The organism is Deltaproteobacteria bacterium, from assembly GCA_016178705.1.
Lineage (GTDB): Bacteria > Desulfobacterota > Binatia > HRBIN30 > JACQVA1 > JACOST01.
Genome location: JACOST010000014.1, coordinates 655165 through 681649, shown reverse-complemented (window position 1 = coordinate 681649; position 26485 = coordinate 655165). Strand labels below are relative to the sequence as shown.

The window sequence follows — 26485 nt, the reverse complement described above, 5'->3', positions numbered from 1 at the left end:
TACCACGGATCGCACGGATTACGCGGATTGAACGGATTCGGACAGGCTTTGGGGAACCGTAGCGTCGCTGATTTCTGAAATCCGTGCAATCTGTTCAATCTGCGTAATCCGTGTAAGAGTTCGCCCAAGATGGCTCGCACCGAAACTGTCACCGTCGTGTTCACCGACCTCGTCGGCTCCACCGAGCTGGCGAATCAGCTCGGCCACGACGCCTACGAAGCCGTGCGCCACGAACACTTCACCGCGCTGCGCACCGCCGTGGTCGCGCACAACGGCAGCGAGATCAAGACCACCGGCGACGGCTTGATGCTGTCGTTCGCGAGCGCCGCCTACGCGGTCGCCGGCGCCGTCGCCATGCAACAGGCTACTAACGGCGCGGTGCAGATCCGCATCGGCCTCTCTTCCGGTGAAGCCACTCGCGACAACAACGATCTCTTCGGCGCGCCGGTCGTGGAGGCGTCGCGCTTGTGCGCGGCGGCGAGTGCGGGCCAGATTCTCGTCTCCGAAGTCGTCCGCTTGATGGCGCGCGGACACGGTCACACGTTCACCTCGATCGGCGAGCTGACGCTCAAGGGCCTCCCTGACCCGGTCGCTGCGTATGAAGTGAAGTGGGAGCCGCTCGAGCAGGTGGGCCTGCCGCTGCCGCCGCGTCTGGCGATGGCGCAGACAGTCGCCATGGTCGGCCGCGAGGCAGAGCTCGCCGTGATTGCAGGCGCCTACCAGGTCGCGAAGAGCGGCCAGCGCCAGATCGTCCTCCTCGCCGGCGAGCCCGGCATCGGCAAGACGCGTCTCGCTAGCGAAGCGGCGCGCGCCTGCCACGCCGACGGCGCCACGGTGCTGCTCGGCACCTGCGACGAGGACTTCAACCCGCCGTATCAACCTTTCGTCGAGGCGCTGCGGCACTACGTCGCACATGCACCGGAAGCGGTGCTGTCCACCTACGTGCGCGAGCACAAGGGCGAGCTGACGCGGCTCATCCCAGAGCTCGCCAAACGCGTCCCGGATCTGCCGCCGCCGCAAGTCGCCGAAGCGGAGACCGAGCGCTACCTGCTCTTCGAGGCCGTCACCGGCCTGCTCTCCGCCGCATCGCAAGAGGCGCCGATCGTGCTCGTGCTCGACGACCTGCAGTGGGCCGGGACGCCGGAGCTGGTGCTGCTCAAGCACGTGTTGCGCTCGCCCATGCCACTGCGCTTGCTGATTGTAGTCACCTACCGCGACAGCGATCTGACGCGGGCGCATCCGCTGACTGCCGTGCTCGCCGATCTGCGCCGCGAGGCAGGCGTGGAGCGCGTCGCGCTGCAAGGCCTCGACGAGCCGGCGGTGGTGGCGCTGATGACCGCCGCGGCCGGGCACGAGCTGGAACAGCCCGGGCTGCTGCTGGCGCACGCCATCCACCAGGAGACCGAGGGCAGCCCGTTCTTCATCGGCGAGATCCTGCGCAACATGAGCGAGTCCGGCGCGATCTTCCAGGAGGGCGAGCGCTGGACATACAAAGGAAGCGTCGCCGGGCTCGGCATTCCCGAGGGCGTGAAGGAAGTGATCGGGCGGCGCCTGAGTCGGCTCTCCGAGGCGACCAACAAAGTGCTGAGCCTGGCGGCGGTGATCGGCCGGCACTTCGATCTTGCCTTGCTGACACTCGTTGCCGAGCAATCCGAAGATGCGATTCTCGACGCGCTGGATGAAGCGACCCGCACGGCGCTGGTGGCCGAGGTGCCCGGAAGCGCGGACCATTTCAGTTTCAGCCATGCGCTGATTCGTACCACGCTCTACGAGGAGCTGAGCGCGTCGCGGCGCGCGCGGTTGCACCGCAAGGTGGGCGAGGCTCTCGAAGCGCTGACGGGATCGGCGCCGGGGTCGCGCATCGACGAGCTGGCGCATCACTGGCTGAGCGCGACGCAGGTCGCGGACATGGCCAAGGCGATCGGCTATACGCGGCAAGCGGGCGATCGGGCGCTGGCGAATCTTGCGTTCGAGGAGGCCGCGGCGCACTACGAGCGCGCGCTGTCGGTGCTCGTGCCGCACGACCGAGCCGGTGAAGAGCTGCGCTGCGACCTACTGCTCGCCCTCGGCGACGTGCAGCGGCGCGCCGGGAACGCGAGCTATCGCGAGACGGTCGCCACGGCTGTCGACGTGGCGCGTGCGCTCGGCGACGGCGAGCGCCTCGCCCTCGCGGTCCTCGGGCACGCCCGCCCCGGCGGGTTCGTGACCAACTCCACCATCGTCGACGAAGGATTGCTGGCCCTTTACGAGGAGGCGAGCGCCGCGCTCGGCGAAGTGGACAGCCTGTTGCGCGCGCGTGTGCTGGGCCAGCTCGCCGTGGAGCTCGTCTGGACCCCCGAACGCGAGCGGCGGCACGCGCTCTCGCGCGAGGCGGTGGCGATCGCGCGTCGGCTGGGCGACCCGCTTGGCCTAGGTCAGGCGCTGCATTTGCGGCTCTTCGCCATCAATGACCCGTTCACGCTCGCCGAGCGACTGGACCTCACGGCCGAGCTGGCGGCGCTCGCCTCGCGGGTCGGGAGCAGCGAGCTCTCGTGGCTTGCTGCCTACCATCGCGCCGGCGCTCTGCTCGAGTCGGGCGACATCGGCGGTGCCGAGCAAGCCTTCCTCGAGCTCGAGCGGCTGGCGGGCGAGCTGCGGCAACCCTATTATAAGTGGCACGCCCAGTTGGGACGGGCGATGCTCGCAATAATGCGCGGCGCGCGCGACGCCGAGGCAGAGGCATTCGCGGCCTTGGAGCTGGGTATGGCCGCGGGCCAGCCCGACGCGGCCGAGGCGTTCGGCGGTCAGGTCTACGGTCTGCGTCATTACTACGGCCGCCTCGGTGAGCTCCTCGACATCCTGCGCGCCAATGCCGAGGCCCAGCCGCACATCCCGGGGTGGCGAGCGGCCCTGGCGCGCGCCTACTGCGACACCGATCAGCTGGCGGAGGCGCGTGCTCAGGTCGACGCCCTCCGTGTCAGCGGATTCGACTATCCGCCCAACTGGTCATGGACGGGTATCGTGGTGGCGCTGAGCGAGGTAGTCAGCGATCTCCAGGACCGATCCGCCGCGGCGGCGCTCTACGAGCGGATGCGTCCCATCGCCGAGCAGGCTGAGGCGTTCGCCGTCGACGTGGCCAGTCAGGGGTCCTTCGGCCAGTTCTGCGGGATGCTCGCCGCCTGCCTCGGCCGCTGGGACGACGCCGAGCGCCACTTCACCGAAGCGCTCGAGATGAACGAGCGCTTCGGCGCGCGCCCGTCGATCGTGCGCACGCGCCGCGCCTGGGCCGCGATGCTCCTCGACCGCAACGCCCCCGGCGATCGCGAACGCGCCGCCGAGCTCATCGCCGCCGGCCGCGCCGAGGCCGAGCAGCTCGGCATGGCGCGCGAGCTCGTGCGCTTCGATCGGCTGACGGAACGGCTATGAAGCTCTACCGCGGATTACGCGGATTACGCGGATTCGGATGCCAAAAGCCCAAGCCGATTCGTCTCTTCTTTTCCGAGAATCCGTGTAATCCGCGTAATCCGTGGTAACGAAACTCCGGGAGGATCTCATGCGCGCACGACGCCAATTGAAGCGAGCTGTTCGACTCCATCCGCCCGCACGACCGCGGCCGAAATTGCGCGCGGTCCGCGGTGGCGTCGAGCCCATCACCGCCGAGATCATTCGCGGCGCGATGGAGACCATCGCCTACGAGATGGCGACGCATGTCAGCCTCACCGCGACGACGCCGATCCTCAATCAGTCCAACGAGCGCAACGCGACGATTCTCGACGCCAACGGCGCGCTCGCGGCGCTCAGCGTCGGCATTCCGCAGTTCATGCTGAGTTCGACCTTGCCGGTGCGCTTCGCGCTCGACTTCTTCGGGCGCGATGGTCTCTTCGACGGCGATGTGTTGGTGGCGAACGACCCGTATCACGGCGGCGGCCACCTGCCCGACTACAACATCTTCGCGCCGGTGTTCTTCAATGGCGAGATGGTGCTGATCGCCTCGATCCAATGCCATCACGCCGACACCGGCGGGGCGATGCCCGGCGGCTACAACGTCGACGCGCGCGACATCTGGGCTGAAGGCGTACGCTTTCCGGCGGTGAAGATCTACGAGCGCGGCGTCGAGCGCAAAGACATCACCTACTTCATGAAGGTCAACAATCGTACGCCGACTTTCATCGGCGATCTGCGCGCGCAAATCGGCACGGCGCAATTGGGCGCGCGGCGTTTGAAGGAAGTCATCGCTCGCCACGGCGTTGCGGCGGTGCGCGGGTCGGCGCAGTACCTGATCGACTTCGCCGCGCGACGTTTCAAACAGGAAGTCGCCAAGTGGCGCGATGGCGTATACGAGTCCGACGTGTACGTCGACCACGATCCGAAAGGGAACAAGGACATCCACATCCATTGCAAAGTCACCGTGAAGGGCAGTGACCTCACCGTGGATTTCACCGGCTCCGACACGCGCGAGAACTTGCAGGCCTACTCGACCTTCGGCAACACCCGCGGCTATGTGGTGGCGCAGATCGCCACCATGATGGACCCGGCCATCCCGAAGAACGAAGGCTTCTTCAACTCGATCAAGCTGATTGTGCCGAAAGGCTGCTGCTTGAATCCGCCGCCCGATAAGTCGGTCGCCGCCGGCACGCATCATCCCGGCACCGAAGTCGGCGAGGCGGTGGCGATGGCGCTCGAGCAGGTGATTCCCGAACGTTGTTGCCCTCAAATTTACAAGATGGGCATGCCGACGGTGATCTTCGGCACGAACCCGAAGACCAAGCAGCTCTTTATCGATCATTCGGTCGATACCTTCGGGGCGTATTGCGGCGCGGTCCACGGTCAAGACGGCTGGGGCGCGATGAACGTGAGTTTCGGAAATCTCATCCGCGCCACCGGCGAGATCAACGAGAGCATTTTCCCGGTGCGGCATCTGTCGCGCGACTACGCGATCGATACGGGCGGACCCGGCAAGTGGCGCGGCTGTCCGGGCACGCTGTACATCAAAGAGCTGTGCGCGCCGTCGCAAATCTACACCTACGTTGTCGGCATGAAGTATCCGATGCCTGGCATCGCCGGCGGTAAACCCGGCGCGCCGAATCAACTCAAGCTGCGTTGCGGCAGCCCGCACGAGCATGTGGTCGAGACCACCGCGTTCTACGTGGATCATCAACCTGGCGAGCGTTACGAGTACCGCTACGGCGGCGGCGGCGGTTGGGGCGATCCGCTCGATCGCGATCCGCAGAAAGTGCTCGATGATGTCCTCGACGAGTACGTGTCGATTGAAGCCGCGCGCCGTGACTATGGCGTGGCGCTGACCGGGTCGCTTGAGGCGTTGACGCTCGCGATTGATTCGGAGGCGACCGCGCAACTGCGCACGCAACTGCGAACCGCCTCTCCGGTCCCCTCTCCCTCTGGGAGAGGGTTAGGGTGAGGGCTCCGTGACAAAGACCGCGCATCCGTCAATCACGATCTGCCAGCGTAACATGGCTCGGAAGCTCCGCAGCGACCAAACCGACGCCGAGCAGAAACTGTGGCAGAAGATCCGCGCAGGCCAAGTCAACGGCGCGAAGTTCCGGCGGCAGCATCCCGTCGGCCCATACTTCGCCGACTTCTGCTGCGACGAGCGCCGGCTCGTCATCGAGCTTGACGGCAGTCAGCACGCGATGAATGTTGCGCGCGACGACGCGCGGACGGCTTATCTGGAAGCACAGAGTTACCGAGTGCTGCGCTTTTGGGACAACGAGGTGCTGAACAATATGGAGTCTGTGCTGGCGCGAATTTGCGATGCCTTGAGGAGCCCTCACCCCAGCCCTCTCCCAGGGGGCGAGGGGGCCGGAGAAGGTCCCGCGAAGTTATGAGCTACAGAATCGGCATCGACGTTGGCGGTACCTTCACCGACTTTGTGCTCGTTGGGCGCGACGGCGCGTTGCGGTTGAGCAAGAGCCCGACGACGCCGCGCGATCAGTCTCAGGGAGTGATCGCGGGCATCAGCGAGTTGGCGCGTGGCGAACATCTGAGTCTGGGAGAACTGCTCCACGACACGGCGGTGATCGTCCATGGCACGACCACCGCCGACAATACGCTGATCGAAATGAGCGGTGCGGTGACCGGGTTGATCACCACGCAGGGGCATCGCGACGAGATCGAGCTGCGCCGCGGTTTCAAGGAAGACATCTGGGACCCGGCACTGCCGCCACCGCCGCCGATCGCGCAGCGCCGTCGACGCATCGGCGTGCCCGAGCGACTTGACTACGAAGGCAAGGTCCTCGTTCCGCTCGATGAAACCGCCGTGCGCACGGCGCTGCGCCGGTTGAAGCAGCTCGGGACGGAGTCGCTCGCCGTCGTGTTCATGTTCTCGTTCATCAATCCGGCGCACGAGCGCCGCGTGCGCGAGATCGCCCGCGAAGAATGCCCCGGCGTCAGCATCTCGCTGTCGCACGAGGTGATGCCCTCGGCGCCGGAGTTCGAGCGCACCAGCACGACCTTGGTGAACGCCTACGTCGCGCCGAAGATCGAGCGCTATCTCGGACGCCTGGTCGAGCGCCTGCGCGATGAGGGGTATCGTCATGACCTGTTGGTGATGCAATCGAACGGCGGCATCATGACGCCCGACTACATCACTAGTCGCCCGGTGACCGTGTTGAGTTCGGGGCCGACCGGCGGTGTGATTGCCGCGTGTGCGGTTGCGCGCGCCGCCAAGACCAACGACTTCGTTTGTGCCGACATGGGCGGTACAAGTTACGATGTCTGTCTCATTCGTGGCGGGCAGCCGGAGATCAAAGCCGGATGGAACTGGCATCACCGCTACCTCGTCGGCTTGCCGATGGTTGACGTGCAATCGATCGGCGCCGGCGGTGGCTCGATCGCGTCGGTGGTCGCGGGGTCGCTCCAAGTCGGGCCGAAGAGCGCCGGCGCCGAACCGGGACCGATGTGTTACGACCGCGGCGGCACCGCGCCGACGGTGACGGATGCGAATCTGTTGCTCGGCTATCTCAACGCCGCCGACTTCTGTGGTGGCACGATGCGGCTGAAGACCGACGGTGTGCGCGATGCGATGGCGGAACAGATCGGGCGTCCGCTCGGTCTCGACGCCGTCCAGGCGGCACACGGGATCTATCGCTTGGTGAACGCCAACATGGCCAACGCGATCCGGCGCATCTCGGCGACGCGCGGCGTCGATCCGCGAGGTTTGACGATGGTGGTCTACGGCGGCAACGGTCCCGTGCACGCGACGGCGCAAGCCGAGGAGTTGGGCATCAAGACCGTGTTGGTGCCGAAGACCTCGCCGGCATTCTCGGCGTTGGGGTTGCTGCTGTCGGATCACGTCATCGATGAGTTGCGCGCGTACATCACGCCGGTGGGTCGGGCTGAACTCGACCGCATCAATCACCTGTTCAGCGAGATGGAAGCGGCCGCCCGCGCCGTCCTGGCGGCGCGACACGGGGCACGCGGACGCATCGAGCTGCGCCGCTTCGCCAATCTCTGTTACCCGGGCCAGACCTTCGACATCGCCGTGCCAATCGCAGCGCGCAACGGCCGTCTGAGTGCTCGCGATGTGAGCGGGACGGTTGAGCGCTTCCACGCCCTCCACGAAGAGCTGCATACCTACGCCTCGCGCGACGAAGAGCCGATCCTACGCAGCGTGCGACTGACCGCGGTTGGCGTCACCGACAAACCGGCGATCCCGACTCTGGGACGCTCGTTCGTGCGTCCGTCTGTGAAAGGTCGCCGCAAAGCCTTCTTCGGTGGCCGCTTCGTCGTCACGCCAGTCTACGACGGCCCGCAACTGCGGGCTGGCCAACACATCAAAGGCCCCGCCATCATCGAAGAGCCATTTACCACCATCGTGCTGCATCCGAAGCAAGTGGCGACGTTAGACCGGCTGGGGAACTATCGGATCGAGATGTAGTCGCCTCTGACGCACGTGTCCGCCTGCATGACAGGGTAGTGTCTCATCTTGAAATCTGCACCGACGCCGGATCCTCGGTCATTGCGAGCCCTGCAAGGGCGAAGCAATCTCGATGTGCTGAGCATCCGAGCTGACTGCGGCGAGATTGCTTCGTCGCTCCGCTCCTCGCAATGACGACTTCCGATGCGCCTCAAGGTTCGGTTCAAACCGAGACACTACCTCCCGGCGGTCTTGCAACAGGTCCTGCGATCATCGTACAAATATCCTATGTCGAAACAGGCAGTCTCGGTCACGCTGAGAGCGGAGAACCTACTTTGGCTGCGCGGGCAGACGCGCACCATGCGGGTGCGAAGCATTAGCGAGGTGCTCGATCGATTGGTATCGACCGCTAGACGCGGTGGCCACGTGCATGCGGCGAGCATCCGTTCGGTGGTGGGCACTGTTCGCATCGCAGCTGACGATCCGGATCTCGCCACTGCCGATGCCGCGGTTCGCGCGCTGTTTCCCGCGCGGCCTCGGGCCGTCATCCAAACGCGCGGCTGACGAACCAGAAGACCCCGAGTGCGAGTACCGCGGCCGATCCGTACTGCGAGACCGCCATCCGCCGCGATTCGCTGCGTCTTGCAATTAGTCGCAATAGCGGCCACACCAGCGCGACCGCGGCGAGTTGGCCGACCTCGACGCCGACGTTGAACCCGAACAGCGCTTGCACCAAGCGCTCGGTGGGCAGGCCTGCTTCCACCAGCACTGACGCGAAGCCGAAGCCGTGCACGAGGCCGAAGATGAAGGCAATCGCCCAGCGTAGCGAGGCCGCGTTCGACACCCGTGCCAGCAGACCGAAGTAGCACGCGACGAACAACGCCAACCCGACGAGCGTGAGCGCCGGGACGCGGCCGTACCCGCGCACCGCCGCCACTGCAAGCAGCGTGAGCATCGCCGCGATCATCAACGGCACCGCGGCTGTACGTGGGCCGGTGAGCCACACGTTCTCGACGGCCACCAATGCGATCGATAGACCAATCAGCGCTTCGACCGGCGCCGTCTCCGGCCGCACGTACCCGAGCGCCGTCAATGCCAGGGTGATGCTGTGGGCGACGGTGAAGCCAGTCACGACCTTCGCCACTTCGCCGAAGGTTCCGCCGATCAAGAGCAGGGCGAGGAGAAACGCGAGGTGATCGTAGCCGGTGAGAATGTGCCCGATGCCCAGCTCGACGTACTCAAGCAACGTTGTGCCGCCGGGTTCAGGTGCCGTTGCTGTCGATACCGCCGGCTCGTCCAATGACCACTCGCGCTCGCCCTCGGACAGCACGCGCTCGAGCGGTTCGGCGCCGTCGCGTGTCACCCGTGCGAAGTGCAGATGACCTGACGCGACGTCGAACAACAGATCACTGCGAACCCGCAGCCCGCCCTGCTCCGGGCAACGCACACGCCACTCGATCACGACCCGACCAGGCGCGGCGCTGAGCGGACGCGGACCGTCAACGACGGCGCACGGTGCGTCGCCCGCCGACAGTTTGAGATGCGCGATGGCGTAGGTGCCAGCCGCAGCTTCGAGGTTGGTGCCGTCGCCGCCCCACGGGTAGTGCGACAGGTCGAGTTGAGACAGACGCAGTGCGACTTCGGCCTCACGGCCGCGAATCACCCAGCCGGAGTATGATGTCGTGCGATCGTGCGCGGCGGCGGGGGCGGAGAAGAAGACAAGAATGAGAAACATGCAACGGATGACGTGCGGAACAATGAGCGAACGGCGAGGCGTGGTCATGGCAGCGTCGGTGCAATCGCGACGTTGGCGCGGCGGCGCAGGTCGTCGAGGTACGCCCGCAGCGCTTGCTCGCCGGCACGACGGCGATACTCGGCGAGCACTTGCGGCTTGATCTCGTCGAGCGGCGGGCCGGAGTCGGGCACACGCTCGATCACCTGCAAGACGTGAAAGCCGGTGCTTGACCGAATCGGATCACTCACCGCACCGACTTCCAACGCTGACAGTGCGCGGGCCGCGGTTGGGCCGAGATAGTCGATCAGCTTCATCGGCGGCAGCGGCGAGTCGGGCAGTGGCGCGAGTTCCGGATCACCCAGCGCCGCGCGTACGGCGGCGAAATCCTCGCCGGCACGGAGGCGCCGCACCGCCTGCTGCGCGCGGTCCAGCGCCATCGGCGTGTCGGCGTTGGTCGGCGTTCGGCAGAAGATCTGGCGCGCGCGGATGCGGCCAGCGCCGGTGAACACGTCGCGATGCTGATCGTAGAACGCCTGCAGCTCGGCGTCACTCGGTTGTGCGTCGGAGAACTCGGCGACCACGGAATCGATGACTGCCGCGGTGAGATCTTTACGCAGTTTGCTGTCGCGTCGCGCCAGGCCGAGTTCGAGCCCGCGTTGTACCAGTAACTCCTCGTCGATGAGGCGATCGAGCACGTGCCGGCGCTGCGCGTCATCGAGCGCGTCGCGCTTGTCCTGTGCCAGCCCGGTGATGGCGCGCTGATAGTCTTCGCTGCGAATCAATTCATCGTTTACTCGCGCGACCGCGCTGGCCGGCAGCGCCGATGTACTCGGGCGGCCCGATCGCACCAACCCCGCGGCGGCCAGGACAACCCCGACAACGGCGCCGGCGGTGAGCAACAGCACCGGACGGATCGATTGGCCCTCTGGCTCAAACTTCCGCTTCACGTTTTACGTTTCAGGATGCCACATCCACGTAAATGGGCGACGACCACGCGCGCTCTTCGGCGGGGGCGAGGCAGTCCTCGGTGAACGGCGTGCGGTAGTCGCCGTAGCACGGGTTCGATTCAACGCACTCGCCGGCCGCGTTGTACTTGCAGCGGAGCCCGGCGGCGTTCACCGTGGGCGTGGCTTCTTGCACCGCGCGCACGTAGTAGATCGCTTTGCGTCCGCCGGCAACGAAGTCGGGATCGTCGAACTCAACCGTACAACCCGCGGCATCGGCGGGACAGGTGAAGCGTCGCCACGGATCCTGGATCAGCGGCCGGACCGGCTCGCCCTTCTGCTGCTGCGGCCGCACGCGCACGACTTCGATGCGCGTGATCAGATGGCGCTCGTCGCTCGGGTTGTAACATTCGCCGCGGCAGAGACGCTGCAAGCGTTCGGGCGTGAGCGCGCTGACGGAGTACTCGGGGCAACCGGGCTTCTGCTTGAACGCGCCGACCGCGCGCACGCGGAACTTCGGTGCTTGATCGAGGCGCGTCTCGCCGCCCATCGGCAGGGTTCCGTTTGGGCCGTTGAGCAAATCGAACCACAGCAAAATGCGCGGCCCGCTGGTGCCGTAGACCTCGCGGCGTTTGAGCGCGGACCAGATCGCATCGCGATCCCGCCCGTCCGAATGCGCCGCGACCAATCCGCCGGTCAAGAAGAAGGACGCCTGGCGCTCGAGGTCGACCAGCTGGAAGCCTTGAATACCGGGGGGCGGGTGATCGAGATCAAAGGGAATCGACTCGGGGGTCGAAGGCACTGGGGGACCCAACAGATAGTCGCGCCACTCTGCGCTCCGTGCGCCGGTGGTCTCGGTCATCATGCGACGGCCGTACTCTTTGTAACCGGTGCCGGGCCGCGCGGTGTGGTTGTCGCTTGAAGCGATGAAGCCGAAGTGAAACTGCTTCGGCTGGCCGGGGCTGTCGAAGTTGCTGATCGCCAGCGCGTACTGCGCCGAGTTGCCTGGGCGGAAGTTGAACGAGGGGAGGAAGCAGTCGCGGCACTGGCCGCAGTCCTTCCAATCCGCGGCGGTCGAGCCGGGGACCGTGAGATGGCCGCTGACGCCGGCGGCGAGGTAGTTCGTGCGCGCGTCGCTGACGCGTCGCTCGCACTCTTCCTTCGGCGTATTGCCGCAGCGGGCACGGATCAGCTCACCGGCGCGCCAACAGCACGGCTCGTAGTCTTTGGTCGCCGCGGGGCAGATCGCGTTGCCTTTCGCGTCCCAGTCGATGGCTTTCCAGTCGCGATACTCTTCCGAATTGCCGTGCCCCGAATAAACCTCGATCAACGTCTGCTTCTCTGGATCGTTTTGGGCGGCGGTCAGCTGCTTGTCGAGCGTGGTGCCCATCGGGGTGTAGAAGCCCCAGGTCGTACCGTGGGGAATGACCATGGTGTCGAAGCCCCACTGCGACAGTTTCTCGTACAATTCGCGCGGTTCGTCGGCGGACTCTTGGCAGTCCACGGGTAGCTTGCGGGTGTCGACGCCCGCCGGACACATCGGCGTCGCGCGCACCTCCTGCTGAAACTCGCCGAAGTCCAGGTAGCGTTGACGATTGGGGAAGTCCATGAGCGGAATGCGGATGCGCTGCCAGAACGGTGGCGTCTGCCGCAGCAGTGCGAGCGTGCGGCCGGCCGCGCTGATCGGTCGCGTCGGCACCTTGTCTTCAGCGGTATCCTTCAAGATGACGTTCTTGTGACCGTAGTGGTCGGCCGGTGTGCGACCGACTTGCGTCCACTCCCATCCAAGGAAGGCAACGATGTCGGGGTTCTTGGGATCACCGGCCGCGGCGTTGCACTGGCGGATCGACTCCTTGGTTTCCTGCCAGTGCTGCGGCGAGATCGCTTCGGCGTGATCGTTGATGCTCCAGAAGTCGAGGCCGGAACAGAAACGCGCAAAGTCGCACGCGTCGGCGGGTGGATGGGCGCCTTCGCCTTGCAGCAGTGGCAGGCTGCGTTGAAATGCATCCGCGGAGAAGGTGGTGTGCACGTGCAAATCGCCGAAGACGATTTGCTTGGCTGGTTTGGCGGACGCGGCTTCTGGCGCCAGGCGGGTGAGCGCCTGTGCCTCGCGCTCGCCGCGTGCGGCGACCACGGCGGCCGGCAACCGAGACGGTGACACGACGCCCGGTTCCTCATGCCGGCCGCCGCGCAAAAGGAGAAAGATCGTCAGCGGCACCAACACCACGACGGCGACCAGGACGAACAAGATTCGGCGGATCATCATTGCGGCCCCCCTTGCCGCGCCACCATGCCTCAAATCTATTTGCACTGTCAATGCAGAAAGGCGGACATGCGGAAAAGCGATGAGCAGCTGCGGTGCGGGGTTTACGTCGCTCGGGCCGCAGTGTATGCGAGCGGCCATTCCGGTTCGGTCGCCTGTTGGCCTAGGAGTGCAAAGTGAAAGCTCGCGTCTCAGTCGTGGCCTGTCTGCTGTTTGGTTCGGGGACATGTGCCCTCATCTATCAAGTGAGCTGGCTGCGGATGATGCGCCTAGTGTTCGGCGCGTCGACGGCGGCGTCGGCGGCGGTACTGGCGATTTTCATGGGCGGTCTCGGTGTTGGCGGCGTGCTGCTGGGGCGGCGCGTCGATCGCCATCCGCGGCCGTTGGCGTTCTATGCGCAACTCGAATTTTTCATTGCGCTCTCATCGGCGGCGACCCCGGCATTGGTGTGGCTGGTGCGGCAAGTGTACACCGCGCTCGGCGGCTCGGTCGCGCTGGGCATGGTCGGCGCCACGATTGTGCGCTTGCTGCTGGCGACGCTCGTGTTGCTGGTCCCAACCGTCTTGATGGGCGGCACGCTGCCGGCCGCTGCGCGCGCCGTCGAAACCGCCGAAGATGTCGGCCGCCGCGATCTGGCGGTGCTGTACGGACTGAACACGCTCGGAGCCGTTACCGGCGCGCTCCTGTCGACGTTCTTCATGATGGAGCATTGGGGCGCGCGGCTCACGCTGTGGAGCGCCTGTGGCGTCAATTTGCTGGTCGCGCTGGCGGCGCGCCTGATCGCGCAATCGCTGCCGGCGCAGCGGATCGCCGACGAGCCGGTCGTGTCGGCCGCTCCGACGCCGGCCGCGGCACCTGCGAAACGAAGGGAGCAGCGGCAAGCGCGGCGCGACGCGGCCCATCTGCCGCCGGGAGCCGTCCAGAGTTCTGGACGCCCGGTGCCAGCGTGGTTCGTGCTCGTCGCCGCGGCGGTGGTTGGATTCGCTTTTTTGTTGATGGAGCTGGTGTGGTACCGCATGCTCGCGCCGGTGCTTGGGGGATCGTCCTACACCTTCGGACTGATTCTGGCCGTCGCGCTGCTCGGCATTGGACTCGGTGGTGGGTGGTACGCACTGTCGCGCAGCGATCGGCCCGCCACGCTCAGCGCGTTTGCGTTGACGTGTACGTTGGAGGCGGCGTTCATCGCCATCCCGTACGCGCTCGGCGACCGCATCGCGTTCTTCAGTTTGGCGCTCCGCACGCTCGAAAACTTCGGGTTCTACGGGTTGGCGTTCGGTTGGGCGCAAGTCGCGATTGTGGTCGTGCTGCCGGCCGCGTTTGTATCGGGCGTGCAATTTCCTTTGCTGATCGCGCTGCTCGGTCGGGGCGGTGACAAGATCGGGCGGCACGTCGGCCTGGCGTACGCATGGAACACGGTCGGTGCGATCGTCGGGTCGCTCGCCGGTGGCTTTGGGTTGATGACCGCGCTGAGCGCGCCTGGTGCGTGGCGATTCGTCGTGGTGGTGCTGGTGGTGCTGGGGCTCAGCGCGTTGATCGTCTCGGTGATCGTAGAAGAGCGGTGGCTGCGTGTCTTGCCATCGGTTGCCGTGGCCGTTGGTGCGCTGATGTTGTTGCCGGCCGTTGGTCCCACCGCGGTATGGCGTCACAGCGCGATCGGGGCAGGACGTGGCCAACTCAAGGCGGACGTGAACGGCCGGCGCGATTGGGCCAACCGCCGCGGCCGCGCCATCCGCTGGGAAGCGGACGGCGTCGAGAGTTCCGTCGCAATCGATGGAACCTCGTCGATCGCGTTTGTTGTGAACGGGAAGTCGGACGGCAGCGCCACGGGTGACGCACCCACCCAGGTCATGGGCGGCATGATCGGTGCCATTTTGCATCCGAATCCCACTCGGGCGCTGGTGGTTGGCTTGGGGACCGGCAGCACCGCAGGCTGGCTCGGCGCGATCGGGACCATGGAGCGGGTCGACGTGGTCGAGCTGGAGCCGGCGATTCGCGAAGTGGCGCGCCGGTGTGCGCCAGTCAACCACGAGGTGCTCAACAATCCCAAGGTCCACATCTTCATCGGCGACGCGCGCGAAGTGCTCCTCACCACTCGCGAGCGCTACGACGTGATCTTCTCGGAGCCCTCGAATCCGTATCGCGCCGGTGTCGCCAGTTTATTTACCCGCGAGTTCTATGAGGCCGCGGCGGCGCGACTCACCGACGCCGGGGTGTTTCTCCAGTGGGTGCAGGCGTATGAAGTCGATAGTCAGACCATCCGCACGATTGTGGCCACACTGCACTCGGTCTTCCCCGTGGTCGAGGTCTACGAAACCCAGAAGGGTGATCTAGTGCTGGTGTCGGCCTTGAAACCCATCGACTACGACGTGCCGCGCCTGCGGGCGCGCGTCGAAGAAGAGCCGTATCGCTCGGCCCTCTCGGCGGGGTTCGGCGGCAGTGGTCTCGAGGGATTTCTAGCGCGCTTCGTGGCGTCCAATGATGTCGCGCAGGCCATCGCCGAGCAAGAAGGTTCGCGACTCAATACCGACGATCAGATGCTGGTGGAGTACGGCTTCGCGCGCAGCGTCGGGCGCTTCGGACTCTTCGACTCCAACGAGCTGTGGAGCCTATCGCGCGCGCGTCACGCGGAGCGGCCCGCGGTGAAAAACGGCGAGGTCGATTGGGTGCGGGTCGACGATCAACGGGTGGGCGAATACGTCGCCAACCAAGAGTCGGTGCCGGTGGTCCCTTCCAATCTGACGGCCGAACAACTGCAGCGCGCTCAGGCACTGAATGACTATGCTGACGGGAATCTCCCGGCCGCGCTGGCGGCGTGGCAGCAGCAACCGCGCGAGCCCGAGACCAAAATCGAGTTGGCCATGATGGCCGAGACGGCTGCGGACACCGGCGACGAGGCGGCGCTGAAATACATCGAAAAGCTCCGGCCGCTGCAGGGGACGACCGCAGAGGCCATTATGGCCCGGTTCCTCTGGCGCAAGGAACGTAAAGTGGAAGCTACCGAAGCGTTGGAGACGCTCTTCAAGCACGCCCGTTCCGATCCATGGGTGTACGCGCCCGTGTTGAGCAACGCGATGGCGCTCGCCGAGAATCTAAGTGAAGCGGACAAGGATCTCGCTCTGCGGCTGTATCGCGCGCTGAGCATCCCCTTTGCTGTGCTGCTGGCCGACGAATTGCGGATCGTAACAGCCATCGCAGTGGCCCAGCGGGTCAGCGACCGAAAACTGTGTGCGGAGAGTTTGGCGCCCTTCGAGCCCTACCCTTCGTGGGATCATGCTCTCCTGGAAGGCCGCCTGCAGTGCTACCAAGACAGCGGCAGCCCGCTGCTCCGCCAAGCGCAGATCGACCTCGACACTTTCGATCGAGAGGTTCCGAAAGGCTTCGCGCAGGGACTAGACAACGCGTCCTGATGCATCACTGTGCGCGTCGTCCACCCATCGCTTCACCCACGGCAGCAAGGCGTAGGCGGGGAACGATAGCGCGAACGTCAGCAAGAAGTAGTCGCCGTAGCCGAAGCGCATTACCCCCACACCACTCACGCTGCCCACCAGCCAGCCGCTGGCGGCGAAGATCGCCGACAGCAACGCGTACTCGGTGGCGGCTTGCCGCTTGTCGCAGACGTGCATGAGAAAGGCGAGGAATGCGGCGGTGCCGAGGCCGCCGGTGAAGCTCTCGAACAACGAGGCGGCGTAGATCGCCGGCCGGCCAGCGCCGGCATAGGCCACCCCCGCGTAGCCGAGATTGGAAAACGCCTGCAACAGGCCGAGCGACCACAGGCCGCGAAAAATCCCCCAGCGCGTTGTCAGCACACCGCCGGCGAGCGCGCCGAGCACGCTGGCGCCCACACCGAGCGTCGTCGAAATCAGCGCGATCTCATCCGCACTCAAACCGCGGTCGACCCAAAACGGCTTGACCATCGGACCCATGCTGACATCGCCTAGCTTGTAAGTGAGGACGAAAAGAAAAATCACCGGCGCACCCGGCCGCCGCAACCAGGTCCACAGGGGTGCCAGCCACAGCGCTTCGGTATCACCGCGCACAGTGAGCGGCGGACTCCGCCACACCACCGCCGCCAACAGGATGAAGGCCAGCGCCGCCGCCCAGTACACCGCCGCCCAGCCGAACGGACGCGCGAGTAGAAGCAGCGCGCCACCGCCGGCAATCAGCGCGGCGCGATACGCGGAGACGCGGACGCCGTTGGCCACGCCTTCCTCGCCCGGCGCCAGCAAGCCGATGGTGTACGCGTCGATCGCGATGTCCTGCGTCGCCGAGGCGGCCGTGAAGCTCAGCAGCAGCGCCCACAGCCAAACCCCCGGCGCCGACGGATCGAGCCACGGCAGCGTTGCCATCTGCGCCGCCATCACCAGCAACGCACCCACGATCCAGTGTCGTCGCTCGCCGTAGCGATCGACCAGCGGCGCCCACAGCACCTTCAACGTCCACGGCAAGCGCAGCAGGCTGAACAGTCCAATGTCCGTCAGCGACACGCCGTGAAGGCGAAAGTAGACCGGGAGATTGTCGACGGCGATGCCGAAGGGTAGGCCCTCGGCAAAGTAGAAGACCGTCACCCAAGACAGCTTCCGCCGCAGATTCATGTCCGCGCTCGGATCACCGGCCATGCGCGCGTGAACAATCGCGTGATCACGACCAGCGCGCGGCGAGAACGCGCTCCTGTTCGCGCTGCGCGTAGTTCTCCGGCGGTGCTGTTGGCGGATGATTGATGAAGCAGGCGACGATCTTGTCCAAGTAGCTGCGCCACGGCTCGTGCTGAAAGCCCAGAGCCGTCTTCGCTTTGCTCGCATCGAGCTGCGACATCCAGGGATCGCTGAACGGAGAGATCGCGGCCGGCGTCAGGCCGGCGGCGCGGATCGCATCGCTAGGCACGGCAACGACTCGTGCTCGTGCGCCCAGTAGTTCGGCCAGCACGCTCACCATCTCCGCCAACGTCGGGGTCTCGTCCTGGGACAAGTTGTACGCCTCGCCGAACGTCGCCGCGTTGCCGAGCAACGCACCGATCGCCTGCACCACGGCGCCGCTGTAGACATGACGCATCGGCCGCGTGCCGCCGTCGGGGAGAATGATCGGACCACCATCGAGCAGCCGCCACAGATAGCTCTCGGTGCGGCGAAAGTGATCGCGTTCGCCGTTGACCATGGGAATGCGCAGACGCGTCGCCGGGAAGCGTGCGCTGGCCCACGCGTTGGCCAGCACGTCTTCGGCCGCGCGTTTTTCGACGCCGTAGACCCAGTTGGCGTGATCCTCCTCATCATTTGTCGGGTCGGGGATCAGCGCGCCGTCGTAGTCAGCCTCGCGTGCTGGCCACGGACAGCCCGCGCGTACGAGGTAGACCTGACCGCTGCTGATGAAAACATAGTGCTCGACGCGGCCGTTCAATGCTGCTACGGCGCCGCGCGCGTCGGCGGCCGTGTAGGCGGCGAAATCAACCACGGCGTCGAAGCGGCGGCCGGCCAACACCCGCGCGAAATCTGGCGTCGTGCGATCGGCAACGAGCCGTTCAATCGAATTGCCGCGCTCGTGATTACCGAATGGGTCGGGTGTGCGTCCGCGATTGAGGATGGTGACCCGCTGTCCCGCGGCGAGTAGCCGCCACACGAGTTGATAGCCGACGAAGCGCGTGCCGCCGATGATCAAGATATGCATGTGCAGTCGCCCGTTCCTTCCCTACCATGCACAGAAGATCATTGCTTGGTGCATGCGGCCGGTGGTAACGGAAACCATTCGACGACTGTGCTCGGCACATTCGTCCGACAGAGGAGGATAGGATGGAACGTACCATGATGCGACGCGCTCTGCGCACGGTTGTTGTTGCGAGCATCTTCACGGCTGGGTTTTTGTGTGGCTCGGTGACGCAGCGGCGCGCCGACGCGCAGTTGGGCGATCTCGGCAAGGAAGCGCTCAAGCAGGCCGGCGAGTCCGGCGGCACGCTCGGCTCGGCAACTCAACTGGGGACGGCGATCGTCGAGATGCAGGACCACGTCAGTGGGTTGCAGAAGAACATCGACGCGTTGAAGAAGGTGAAGGCCGCTCTCGGCGGCTGAGTCGCCGAGTCCGCCACGCGGCTTTGCCCAAGGTGGCCCCCTCGATACGCAGCCCTTCGATACGAAGCCTTCGGCTTCTACTCAGTGCCGCTACTCGGGGAAGCGGTTGTTTTCTTTTGGGGGGAGACCACTACCGTTTGCCCGAGTAGATCGCGTAGCGATCGTATCGAGGGCCTCCTTGTGCAAAGCCGCAACGTTCAGGCGACCGCTTCTTTGAGCGGCTTGAGCGCATAGCCGCAGCCGGGGCAGAAATTCGCGCGGTTGGGTATGTGGCGCCCGCACCCCGGGCAGTAGGCGAAGCGCGTTGGCTTGTGTCCGGGGGCGCCCTTGCCGATCGCTGTCGGCGACTTTGCCCGCGCCTTCTCGATGCTCGTGATCGCCGTGAGCGCCTGCAGCATGTAGCGCTCGCGCAAGGCGGCGAAGTCGGCGTCGGTCAGCTTACCCATCTGATGATCGAACTCGGCTTCCTTGATGGCGGCGTAGGCCTCGCGCTTTTGCCGATCGAGCGGGCTGAGCTGCACGTCGTCGTCACTCGCGCTGCGCGCGCGGCCGAAGAACGGCCAGGCAACGAAGACGGCGACCGCGGTGGTCAGCAGGACGGCGAGCAGGAGATCCATACGCGGGAGACGGAGAGCGGTGCGCGCTAGCGATCGAAGTCCTTCAGCTCGCGTTCCAGAATCTCTTGGTACGCGTCGGGTGGCGCGGCTGCTGCTGGTTGTGCGGCGGCGGCAGCGGGGCGGTGTCGGGTCCAGCGCACGATGGTGATGACGACGAACGCCCCGCCCAACGAGAGCAGCACGAACGGCGTCACCCATGCGGTCAGATTGAAACCGCTGGTCGTCGGCGAGGAGAGAATCTTCTCGCCGTACCGTTCAATGAAGTGCGCCAGGATCGCCGGCTTGTCGTTCCCCGCAGTGATCTGCTCGCGGATCTCCGCCCGCAGCGGCAACGCCGAGCCGCACTGGAGATGGTTGCAGCTATGAACGGTGAGGCCGCACCCGCACTGGCAGGTGAGCGACTCCTCGACGTCTTGGAGCGACGGCGCCGCTAGGCCAGCTCCCGCGCTCAGCCCGACGAGCGACAAACTGACGCCGACCAGCGCCACACGCACGAAGGCAATCACTCTGTGACCGCCTGTTTGGCGAGCTGGGCGGCGGCGTACGCCGGCTCACGCGCGCCGCCGGGCAAAATGACGATGCCGGTGCCGAACGCGATTACGATCCCGCCGTACCACAGGAAGCTGACCAACGGATTGATGTACGCCAACAGTGTGACGAGTTTCGTGTCGTCGTCGAAGCTGCCCAGCACCAAGTAGAGATCGGCGCCGAGCGTCGAGCGGATCGCGACTTCAGTCGTCGGTTGCTCGGGCTTCTTGTAGAAGCGCTTCTCGGGCTTGAGCACTTCGAGCAGCTTCGGCCCGTCCATCACGGCGACCTTGGCGCGCAGGTACGCGATGTGCGGCGTCGACTCCTGTTCGATGCCGTCATAGCGCAGCGTGTAGCCGCCGATCGAGAGCGTCTGCCCTTGGCTGAGAGTGACTTGCTGCTCTTGTTTGAACACCGACGTACCGGTGATGGCGGCGAACATCATCACGATCCCGATGTGGATGATGTAGCCGCCGTAGCGGCGGCGGTTCTTGGCGATCAGGTGCAGCAGCGCCACCGCGGCGTTCTCGCCCATCACGGCTTGGCGCGCGCGCACGCCGCGGTAGTACTCCATCACGATGCCGGTCAGGACGAACGCCACGATCGAAAACGACACCAGCGCCCAGTACGACCGCATACCGCTGATCACCAGCCCCAACCCACACGCCAAGCCGAACGCCATTGGCGGTAAGAGATTGCGTTGAATGCTCTTCCAACCCGCGCGGCGCCACGCGATCAGCGGCCCGACACCAGTGAGGAACAACAGCATCAACCCCAGCGGCGCGTTGACCTTGTTGAAGAACGGCGGCCCGACGGTGATCTTCACGCCGCGGACCCACTCGGAGATCACCGGGAAGACCGTGCCCCAAAATACCGCGAAGGCGATCCCAACGAGCACCAGGTTGTTGAACAGGAACGCCGACTCGCGCGACACCAGCGAGTCGAGTTCGTTCTCGCTCTTGAGCAGCGGCAACCGCCAGATCAGCAACGCCACCGAGATCACGCCCATGAAGGCGAGGAAGCCGATGAAGAACGGTCCGAGGCCCGACTGCGTGAACGAGTGCACCGAGGAGATCACGCCACTGCGAGTGAGGAACGTGCCGAAGATGGTGAGGAGAAAGGTGAGCATCACCAGCACCATGTTCCACACCTTCAGCATGTCCTTCTTTTCCTGGATCATGACCGAGTGCAGGAACGCGGTGCAGGTGAGCCACGGCATGAAGGCGGCGTTCTCGACCGGGTCCCACGCCCAGTATCCGCCCCAGCCGAGCACCAAATACGCCCACTCGGCGCCGAAGAGATTGCCGAGGCTCAGAAAGAACCAAGCGAACAACGTCCAGCGGCGCGTGGTGCGGATCCAGTTGTCGCCGAGCTTGCCGGTCACCAGTGCAGCAATGGCGAAAGCGAACGGCACCGCGCAGCTCACGTAGCCGGTGTAGAGCGAAGGCGGATGGATTTGCATCCAGTAGTTCTGCAGTAGCGGGTTGAGGTCGCGCCCTTCGTGCGGCGTGAACGCGAGCCGTTCAAACGGCGGCGTGATGAAGTTGAGCAGCATGAGGAAGAACACACAGATCGTCATCAACACCGCGGTGACGTATGGCATCATGTCGCGGTTGCGATCGCGATTCTGCAGCAACACGATCGACGAGATCGAGCTCAGGATGAGCAGCCAGAACAGCAACGACCCCTTTTGCCCGCCCCACAGCGCGGTGATCGTGTAATTCCAGGGCAGCGTGCTGCTGGAGTAGCTGGCGACGTACTCGAGGTTGAAATCGTGAATGACGAGCGCGTGCAGGAGAGCGGCGACCGCGATCACGGTCACGCCCCAGACCGCGAAGGCGGCGTGTTCGGCGCTGGCGATCAGATCGCGGCGGCGCTGCAGGCCGCCGACCAGCGACATCAGCACCGCGTACACGGCGAGGACCAATCCGAGAGCGAGGGCGAGGGCACCGATTTCCATCATCCGCCGCCTTTCAACCCGCGCTGCGCTCGGCGGGCGGCTTGCCGGCTTCGGCTTCGTATTTCGACGGGCAACTCGTCATCACCGTCTGCGCCCGCAGCACGCCGTCGCGCGTATACTTGCCTTCCACGATCACATCGCGCCCTTCGCCAAACATGTCCGGCAGAATGCCGGTGTACTGCACCGGCACGCCGCCCTCCTTCTGAAAATCGCCGAGGACAAACCGCAAGTCAGTGCCGGCGGTCGTGGTCTTCTTATCGATGCTGCCGGCGCGCACGCGTCCGGCAACTCGCACCCCTTCGCCGGTGAGCGATTCCTTCTTGACCAGAAATTCTTCGATGGTGAGGTAGTAGACCGAGCTTTCGCGCACGCCAGCGTACACCAAATAGGCAACTGATCCGACGAGCAACGCGGCCCCAATGAGAAACCGCTTCTTCCGTGTCATTGTGCGCAAAGGCTAATGGAATCGCCGCGCGCTTTCAAGACGAGCGGAGGCATGCTCTGCACACCCGTTTAGCGCGTTGTTCACCGCCGTCACCAGCTCGTCGACGGTGACGGTGCGGCTCATGTCGGCGTCGAATGACGGGCACTCGTCAAGCGGGAGCAATCCAAGTGCGATCTCTACGCCCCTCACCAGTTCGTCGACGGTCACAGGACCATCGCCATAGCAGTCGCCGACACACGGTGGCAACGACGGTCGGGCTGCTGTGCGTATGGTCGCGGACACGATGCCTATTACACCAACAAAGGAAGTCGCGGATGGCCCGACCGTACGCACGCCGAGTGCTCGGGTTGAGGAAAGTTCGCGGTGAAGAACTCGACGAAGCGCGACGCGGCGCGGGCAATCAGGGCCGGGACTTGGTCGAAGCCGGTGCGGGCAAGTTACTGCGGCACGGGAAGGTCGTGCGTCATGCAGGATCCTCGACGCTTTCGATGTCGAGTCGGTCAACTGTTCTTGGGACGTTGATCTTGTCCTGCTGGATCGTGGCTTCGCCGTAGTACCCCCACTGCCCTTGCTGGTCTTGCGTCCGGCCGGTGTTGACGCCCGCAAGGTAGCCGGTGATGGTTGTTCCGTCCCGAAGGGCCACCTTCACCCGCCAGCGGTTACGAGCAGCGACTTCATGCAACTGGTCGTCAGTCGCCTGCAGGTACCGGATCTCTTGTTGGTCAACAGTTACTCTAGTCATGTTGAGCATGATTAGGGACGCTATCATGTATAGTCAAGGTGTGCGATGGTGTCCAACATGAAGGTTGTGAAATTGCCGGCACATGGAGGTGGGGAAGTGTGGTTGGTGGTTCATCAGCTCACGGTCGCTGAGGGGAGGCTGAAGCATCTAAGGCCAATCCACGTCTTGACGTTCCTGGCGCAACATCTGGTGAAGGTCACACCCGGAGAATCTATTCCAAGTCGACCGCAGCGAACCTTCGGTCTCTGCCTGGCGCTGGAAAATAAACTCGCGGGCGTTCGCCACCATCAACGTCAACTGAGGGAGGCGATCGCGGGCGCGGTGGAGGACGTCTACGATGAGCGATATGTGCGGGATTACGACGCAACGCAGGCGGTGATCTGCTCACTCGAGGCGTACCTCAATGCGATCTATACGGCGCTGGAGCTGGTGGCGCGCATCAACCGGCTCCTGCACGATGGCCTGCCTCAGGGATTCCGCGATCAGAGCAAGCGTTTTGCTGGCTTTGGTTTCGAGCGGTGGGAATGGTTGCCCCACTTCTATGACGTCCGTACAGAACTGACGCATTTTGGAACGCCGCTGCCTATCCTTGCTGAAGACAAGATCGTGATGGAGTTCACGGATGCGCGGCAGCTGCGGGCTTTTGGCAAGGGACGATACGACATCCCATTCACTCATTTTCTCTCGTACGCACCCGCGCTTTTCGAGATGCTCGATGCCTGGGCGGTGGAAGAGTTGGCGCGCGTCGAGCCGGGGCTGGAGATAGATTACTCTCAAGAGACGAGGCCGGGGGTCCCGCTGCTTCCAGGGAAAGTGAAGGCAGGGGAGATTTTGGCTCTGGTGAATCTTTCTCAGATCAAGAAAGAGCCGCCAGGGGATACCTGACGGCTCGGCAGCGAGTTAACGACTTCCAACTCTTGAAGACTGAAGTGCGACTGGCCCGCACCGTGCCATGAGCCAGCCGCGGAGGAGTTCACGCGTGTCAGGCGGCGATGGGTGACCGGCCGCATCTGCTCACCTCCACCAACGGGGTCAGCCATTGAAATTGGAATTAGTGAAAGCGTGGCGGCGACGGAACCGCCGGTCACGCTGAAGCGCCCAAGTCGACTTCGATACCGCTGAAACGAACAATCGGCGTGAGCGCCTTGCGGCCACCCTCTGCCTTCAGCTCGATCAAGCCAAGATCCGCGAGAAACATGACGTCGGCGTAGACGTTCTTGAAGTCACGCTTGAGGCTGCGCGCCAGCGCGGCGATCGATTTCGGCCGCAACGCCGGGATGCGGGCCAAGATCTCCAGTCGCCGGGCCGCCAGCACCTTGCCCAGCACCTCCCAGCTTGCAACGGTGACCACCGCGCCGCTGGAGACGGCCTTTCCTCGCAAGGCCTTCTTCCAGCGCGCGTGCGTCCGCGACAGTGGCTCAACCGCGATCCGTACTCGCTTCGGTTTCATGGTTCGAAACCCGCCTTTCTCGCAAGACCTCGCGCGTCTCCGGTCTGTGGCGCGCCCGCGACTTCATGAAGCAACTCGATCGGGTGCGGGGCGAGGTACGTCTGTGCCGACAGCGATGTCACCCCGAATTGTCGGATGTAGTCGCGAATGAGTGTGAGCGGTACCACCAGCGAGATCAACGCTCGACTGTAGTCATCGATCACCCGGAGCAGTGTGCGCCGGGCGATCGGGTTGAGCTCCGAACCGAACTGGTCAACCAGATGCCGCAACATGTTGGCGTGCCGAGCGGTGGTCGCGCGCACCGCGAGCGCGCGCATGAAGTCGGCTTCATAGCGTGTGCGAACGAGAGTGCGTGAAAGGGTCTTCGCGTTGGCGACCAGTTGGTCGAGTGCGCGGTAACGCGCCGGCGCATGGACCATCAGCTGCAAGCGATGCGCCGAGTGAAACGCGATCAGATCGCGCGGCGTCCACCGTGCCGCGAACAGCGTCCGTACCCGATGGTACGCGAACACTCGCGCGATGAAGTGGCCACGAATAGTGGGATCGTTAAGCCGCCCTTCCTCTTCGACCGGAAGGTTCGGAAGACGGCCCAGGAGCGCGTCGGCGAACAGGCCGCGACCAATTCGCCTCGGCTTCGTCTTGGCACCGTACACCTTCACCCGTTGCATGCCGCAACTGGGTGAGTTCTTCTTCAACACGTAGCCGCACAGCTTGCGCCGCGCCAGCGCGGCGACACGCGCCTGCGCGTATTGCCGCATCGCATCGGTATAGTCGCCGCCGGTGCTCGGCATCATCAAGCGGAGATGGTCGCCGCGCCCTTCGAGCCGCAACGTCGGCCGCGGCGTGCCGAGTCCGATCTCGACTTCGGGACACACGGGCACCCACTCGACGTAGCGGCCGAGCGTGTCGACCAGCCACGCATCGCGCTTGTGTCCGCCGTCGTAGCGAACCGCGTTGCCGAGCAGACACGACGAGACGCCGATGCGGACGGGTGTGGCAGAGACAACAGCCCGCGAACGCATTTGAGCGTCACTGTATCGCGCCGCGGCGTCGGCGCAACTGAGCGTCGATCGGTGAGCAACGAACGAGAGTTTCAATTCCCATTGAAGCCGGGCGCCGGCTACTTCGCCGGGCGCGCGTCCTCCACTCGACTCATCCATGGAGCCAACTCGGGCGCCAGCGCGCCGGGCATCGTCGCGTCGGCGCCGCGCAGCATCGCACAGAGGCCGTAGAGGGCGGCGTCGGCGAGCGTGGCGCGCGGGCCGAAGATGAACGGCTGCTGGCGCAGCGTCTGCGCCGTTGGTGCGAGCAACGCGCGCGCGCGGGCGATCAGATCCGCCGCGCCGCGTTCCCAATCGTCCACGCAGCCCTTGCCGAACTTGCGTTCCTTGATGAAGGTGAGCAGGGCGCGATCGGCCGTGCGCGTGAGCCAGCGCCGGATGCCGGGCGACGCGATGCGGAAGAGCACGTCTTCCAGCGGCCCGTCACACCAATCAGCATACGCCCAAATCGGTCCCTGCCACGGCGAAGGCACCAGCCGCTCGGCGTACTCGCCCTGTAGCAGCGTCTCGCAAATCGCGCGCGAGTCGACGATAACCTCGCCACGATCGTCGACCAACACCGGCACCTGGATGTACCCGTGAGTCAGCGTCGCCAACTCAGTGCGATCGCCGAACGGGACCTCGACGATGTCGTAGCGCAACCCGAGTAGGTCGAGCACCATCTGTGCCTTGCGTGCGTAGCAACTGTACTCGAAGCGGTAGAGTTTCATGTGCCAGCATTTGCCGCGCGTGACGACGCGGCGCAAGACCGTCGCAAGACTTTCGATTGAACGATCGTGGCGGATCGCGGCCATGTGGCCTGGTAACTGACACTGCGCTACGGTGCCGA

The 26485-nt window shown here is 65.0% G+C and carries 22 protein-coding genes; 8 read left to right on the top strand and 14 right to left on the bottom strand.

Going from position 1 to position 26485, the window contains the following annotated elements:
- The first annotated feature begins 156 nt into the window (after window positions 1-156).
- The 5 genes from HYR72_11150 (at window position 157) to HYR72_11130 (ending at window position 8419) form a co-directional block, all read left to right on the top strand.
- Window positions 157-3405, top strand: a complete 3249-nt coding sequence (locus tag HYR72_11150; GenBank protein ID MBI1815527.1) for an AAA family ATPase — start codon at window positions 157-159, stop codon at window positions 3403-3405.
- A 127-nt stretch (window positions 3406-3532) separates the two neighbouring features.
- The gene (locus tag HYR72_11145; GenBank protein MBI1815526.1) at window positions 3533-5398 is read left to right on the top strand and encodes a hydantoinase B/oxoprolinase family protein; all 1866 of its coding nucleotides are present in this window, start codon (window positions 3533-3535) and stop codon (window positions 5396-5398) included.
- A 52-nt stretch (window positions 5399-5450) separates the two neighbouring features.
- Window positions 5451-5825 carry an endonuclease domain-containing protein gene (locus HYR72_11140; protein MBI1815525.1) on the top strand — a complete coding sequence of 125 codons (375 nt, stop codon included), beginning with the start codon at window positions 5451-5453 and terminating at the stop codon, window positions 5823-5825.
- Window positions 5822-7876 carry a hydantoinase/oxoprolinase family protein gene (locus HYR72_11135; GenBank protein MBI1815524.1) on the top strand — a complete coding sequence of 685 codons (2055 nt, stop codon included), beginning with the start codon at window positions 5822-5824 and terminating at the stop codon, window positions 7874-7876. Before HYR72_11140 ends, HYR72_11135 begins: the two co-directional genes overlap by 4 nt.
- 267 nt (window positions 7877-8143) lie before the next feature.
- Window positions 8144-8419: a hypothetical protein gene (locus tag HYR72_11130; GenBank protein MBI1815523.1), complete on the top strand. Its 276-nt coding sequence runs from the start codon at window positions 8144-8146 to the stop codon at window positions 8417-8419.
- On the opposite strand, the gene HYR72_11125 is transcribed toward HYR72_11130, so the two are convergent.
- Genes HYR72_11125 through HYR72_11115 form a run of 3 tightly spaced genes read right to left on the bottom strand, consistent with a single transcriptional unit; the run spans window position 8400 to window position 12800 of the window.
- Complete coding sequence (locus HYR72_11125; GenBank protein ID MBI1815522.1) at window positions 8400-9638, bottom strand: HupE/UreJ family protein; 1239 nt, start codon at window positions 9636-9638, stop codon at window positions 8400-8402. The genes HYR72_11130 and HYR72_11125 overlap by 20 nt on opposite strands.
- Window positions 9635-10537: a peptidyl-prolyl cis-trans isomerase gene (locus HYR72_11120; protein MBI1815521.1), complete on the bottom strand. Its 903-nt coding sequence runs from the start codon at window positions 10535-10537 to the stop codon at window positions 9635-9637. Before HYR72_11120 ends, HYR72_11125 begins: the two co-directional genes overlap by 4 nt.
- Window positions 10538-10547: 10 nt before the next feature.
- Window positions 10548-12800, bottom strand: coding sequence for a DUF3604 domain-containing protein (locus tag HYR72_11115; GenBank protein MBI1815520.1), 2253 nt, complete (start codon window positions 12798-12800; stop codon window positions 10548-10550).
- Between the two features lie 173 nt (window positions 12801-12973).
- On the opposite strand from HYR72_11115, the gene HYR72_11110 reads away from it, so the two are divergent.
- On the top strand, window positions 12974-16204 hold the full coding sequence (locus tag HYR72_11110) for a fused MFS/spermidine synthase (GenBank protein MBI1815519.1): 3231 nt from the start codon (window positions 12974-12976) through the stop codon (window positions 16202-16204).
- Here the strand turns inward: HYR72_11110 and HYR72_11105 are convergent.
- Complete coding sequence (locus tag HYR72_11105) at window positions 16187-17389, bottom strand: MFS transporter (protein ID MBI1815518.1); 1203 nt, start codon at window positions 17387-17389, stop codon at window positions 16187-16189. The two genes, HYR72_11110 and HYR72_11105, sit on opposite strands and share 18 nt — an antisense overlap.
- A 46-nt stretch (window positions 17390-17435) precedes the next feature.
- The gene (locus HYR72_11100) at window positions 17436-18455 is read right to left on the bottom strand and encodes an NAD-dependent epimerase/dehydratase family protein (protein MBI1815517.1); all 1020 of its coding nucleotides are present in this window, start codon (window positions 18453-18455) and stop codon (window positions 17436-17438) included.
- A 122-nt stretch (window positions 18456-18577) separates the two neighbouring features.
- On the opposite strand from HYR72_11100, the gene HYR72_11095 reads away from it, so the two are divergent.
- The gene (locus HYR72_11095) at window positions 18578-18853 is read left to right on the top strand and encodes a hypothetical protein (protein MBI1815516.1); all 276 of its coding nucleotides are present in this window, start codon (window positions 18578-18580) and stop codon (window positions 18851-18853) included.
- Window positions 18854-19050: 197 nt separating this feature from the next.
- On the opposite strand, the gene HYR72_11090 is transcribed toward HYR72_11095, so the two are convergent.
- The 6 genes from HYR72_11090 to HYR72_11065 all read right to left on the bottom strand — a co-directional run bounded on the left by HYR72_11090 (window position 19051) and on the right by HYR72_11065 (window position 23145).
- Complete coding sequence (locus tag HYR72_11090; protein MBI1815515.1) at window positions 19051-19470, bottom strand: zinc-ribbon domain-containing protein; 420 nt, start codon at window positions 19468-19470, stop codon at window positions 19051-19053.
- Between the two features lie 26 nt (window positions 19471-19496).
- Window positions 19497-19976 carry a cytochrome c-type biogenesis protein CcmH gene (locus tag HYR72_11085; GenBank protein ID MBI1815514.1) on the bottom strand — a complete coding sequence of 160 codons (480 nt, stop codon included), beginning with the start codon at window positions 19974-19976 and terminating at the stop codon, window positions 19497-19499.
- On the bottom strand, window positions 19973-21961 hold the full coding sequence (locus tag HYR72_11080; protein ID MBI1815513.1) for a heme lyase CcmF/NrfE family subunit: 1989 nt from the start codon (window positions 21959-21961) through the stop codon (window positions 19973-19975). Before HYR72_11080 ends, HYR72_11085 begins: the two co-directional genes overlap by 4 nt.
- 10 nt (window positions 21962-21971) lie before the next feature.
- A complete protein-coding gene (locus HYR72_11075) occupies window positions 21972-22403 on the bottom strand; it encodes a cytochrome c maturation protein CcmE (protein ID MBI1815512.1) in 432 nt (143 codons plus the stop codon).
- Window positions 22404-22415: 12 nt separating this feature from the next.
- Window positions 22416-22610 carry a hypothetical protein gene (locus tag HYR72_11070; protein MBI1815511.1) on the bottom strand — a complete coding sequence of 65 codons (195 nt, stop codon included), beginning with the start codon at window positions 22608-22610 and terminating at the stop codon, window positions 22416-22418.
- Between the two features lie 256 nt (window positions 22611-22866).
- Window positions 22867-23145 carry a hypothetical protein gene (locus tag HYR72_11065; GenBank protein ID MBI1815510.1) on the bottom strand — a complete coding sequence of 93 codons (279 nt, stop codon included), beginning with the start codon at window positions 23143-23145 and terminating at the stop codon, window positions 22867-22869.
- A 57-nt stretch (window positions 23146-23202) separates the two neighbouring features.
- Between HYR72_11065 and HYR72_11060 the strand changes: the two genes are divergently transcribed.
- Window positions 23203-24030, top strand: coding sequence for a hypothetical protein (locus HYR72_11060; protein ID MBI1815509.1), 828 nt, complete (start codon window positions 23203-23205; stop codon window positions 24028-24030).
- A gap of 199 nt (window positions 24031-24229) precedes the next feature.
- Here HYR72_11060 and HYR72_11055 read toward each other — a convergent pair whose 3' ends face one another.
- The 3 genes from HYR72_11055 to HYR72_11045 form a co-directional block, all read right to left on the bottom strand.
- A complete protein-coding gene (locus HYR72_11055; GenBank protein ID MBI1815508.1) occupies window positions 24230-24595 on the bottom strand; it encodes a hypothetical protein in 366 nt (121 codons plus the stop codon).
- On the bottom strand, window positions 24592-25617 hold the full coding sequence (locus HYR72_11050) for a DUF1722 domain-containing protein (protein MBI1815507.1): 1026 nt from the start codon (window positions 25615-25617) through the stop codon (window positions 24592-24594). The genes HYR72_11055 and HYR72_11050 overlap by 4 nt, the downstream gene beginning before the upstream one ends.
- 98 nt (window positions 25618-25715) lie before the next feature.
- Window positions 25716-26366 (bottom strand): glutathione S-transferase family protein, encoded by a 651-nt coding sequence (locus tag HYR72_11045; protein ID MBI1815506.1) that lies wholly within the window; start codon window positions 26364-26366, stop codon window positions 25716-25718.
- Window positions 26367-26485 lie beyond the last annotated feature (119 nt).

Excerpts from the sequence above, each read along its gene's own strand:
- HYR72_11065 (MBI1815510.1), bottom strand. The coding sequence starts at position 23,145 with ATGACTAGAGTAACTGTTGACCAACAAGAGATCCGGTACCTGCAGGCG.
- HYR72_11060 (MBI1815509.1), top strand. The coding sequence starts at position 23,203 with ATGAAGGTTGTGAAATTGCCGGCACATGGAGGTGGGGAAGTGTGGTTG.
- HYR72_11055 (MBI1815508.1), bottom strand. The coding sequence starts at position 24,595 with ATGAAACCGAAGCGAGTACGGATCGCGGTTGAGCCACTGTCGCGGACG.
- HYR72_11045 (MBI1815506.1), bottom strand. The coding sequence starts at position 26,366 with ATGAAACTCTACCGCTTCGAGTACAGTTGCTACGCACGCAAGGCACAG.
- HYR72_11075 (MBI1815512.1), bottom strand. The coding sequence starts at position 22,403 with ATGACACGGAAGAAGCGGTTTCTCATTGGGGCCGCGTTGCTCGTCGGA.
- HYR72_11100 (MBI1815517.1), bottom strand. The coding sequence starts at position 18,455 with ATGCATATCTTGATCATCGGCGGCACGCGCTTCGTCGGCTATCAACTC.
- HYR72_11080 (MBI1815513.1), bottom strand. The coding sequence starts at position 21,961 with ATGATGGAAATCGGTGCCCTCGCCCTCGCTCTCGGATTGGTCCTCGCC.
- HYR72_11095 (MBI1815516.1), top strand. The coding sequence starts at position 18,578 with ATGGAACGTACCATGATGCGACGCGCTCTGCGCACGGTTGTTGTTGCG.
- HYR72_11050 (MBI1815507.1), bottom strand. The coding sequence starts at position 25,617 with ATGCGTTCGCGGGCTGTTGTCTCTGCCACACCCGTCCGCATCGGCGTC.
- HYR72_11090 (MBI1815515.1), bottom strand. The coding sequence starts at position 19,470 with ATGGATCTCCTGCTCGCCGTCCTGCTGACCACCGCGGTCGCCGTCTTC.
- HYR72_11125 (MBI1815522.1), bottom strand. The coding sequence starts at position 9,638 with ATGACCACGCCTCGCCGTTCGCTCATTGTTCCGCACGTCATCCGTTGC.
- HYR72_11115 (MBI1815520.1), bottom strand. The coding sequence starts at position 12,800 with ATGATGATCCGCCGAATCTTGTTCGTCCTGGTCGCCGTCGTGGTGTTG.
- HYR72_11105 (MBI1815518.1), bottom strand. The coding sequence starts at position 17,389 with ATGAATCTGCGGCGGAAGCTGTCTTGGGTGACGGTCTTCTACTTTGCC.
- HYR72_11135 (MBI1815524.1), top strand. The coding sequence starts at position 5,822 with ATGAGCTACAGAATCGGCATCGACGTTGGCGGTACCTTCACCGACTTT.
- HYR72_11140 (MBI1815525.1), top strand. The coding sequence starts at position 5,451 with ATGGCTCGGAAGCTCCGCAGCGACCAAACCGACGCCGAGCAGAAACTG.
- HYR72_11145 (MBI1815526.1), top strand. The coding sequence starts at position 3,533 with ATGCGCGCACGACGCCAATTGAAGCGAGCTGTTCGACTCCATCCGCCC.
- HYR72_11130 (MBI1815523.1), top strand. The coding sequence starts at position 8,144 with ATGTCGAAACAGGCAGTCTCGGTCACGCTGAGAGCGGAGAACCTACTT.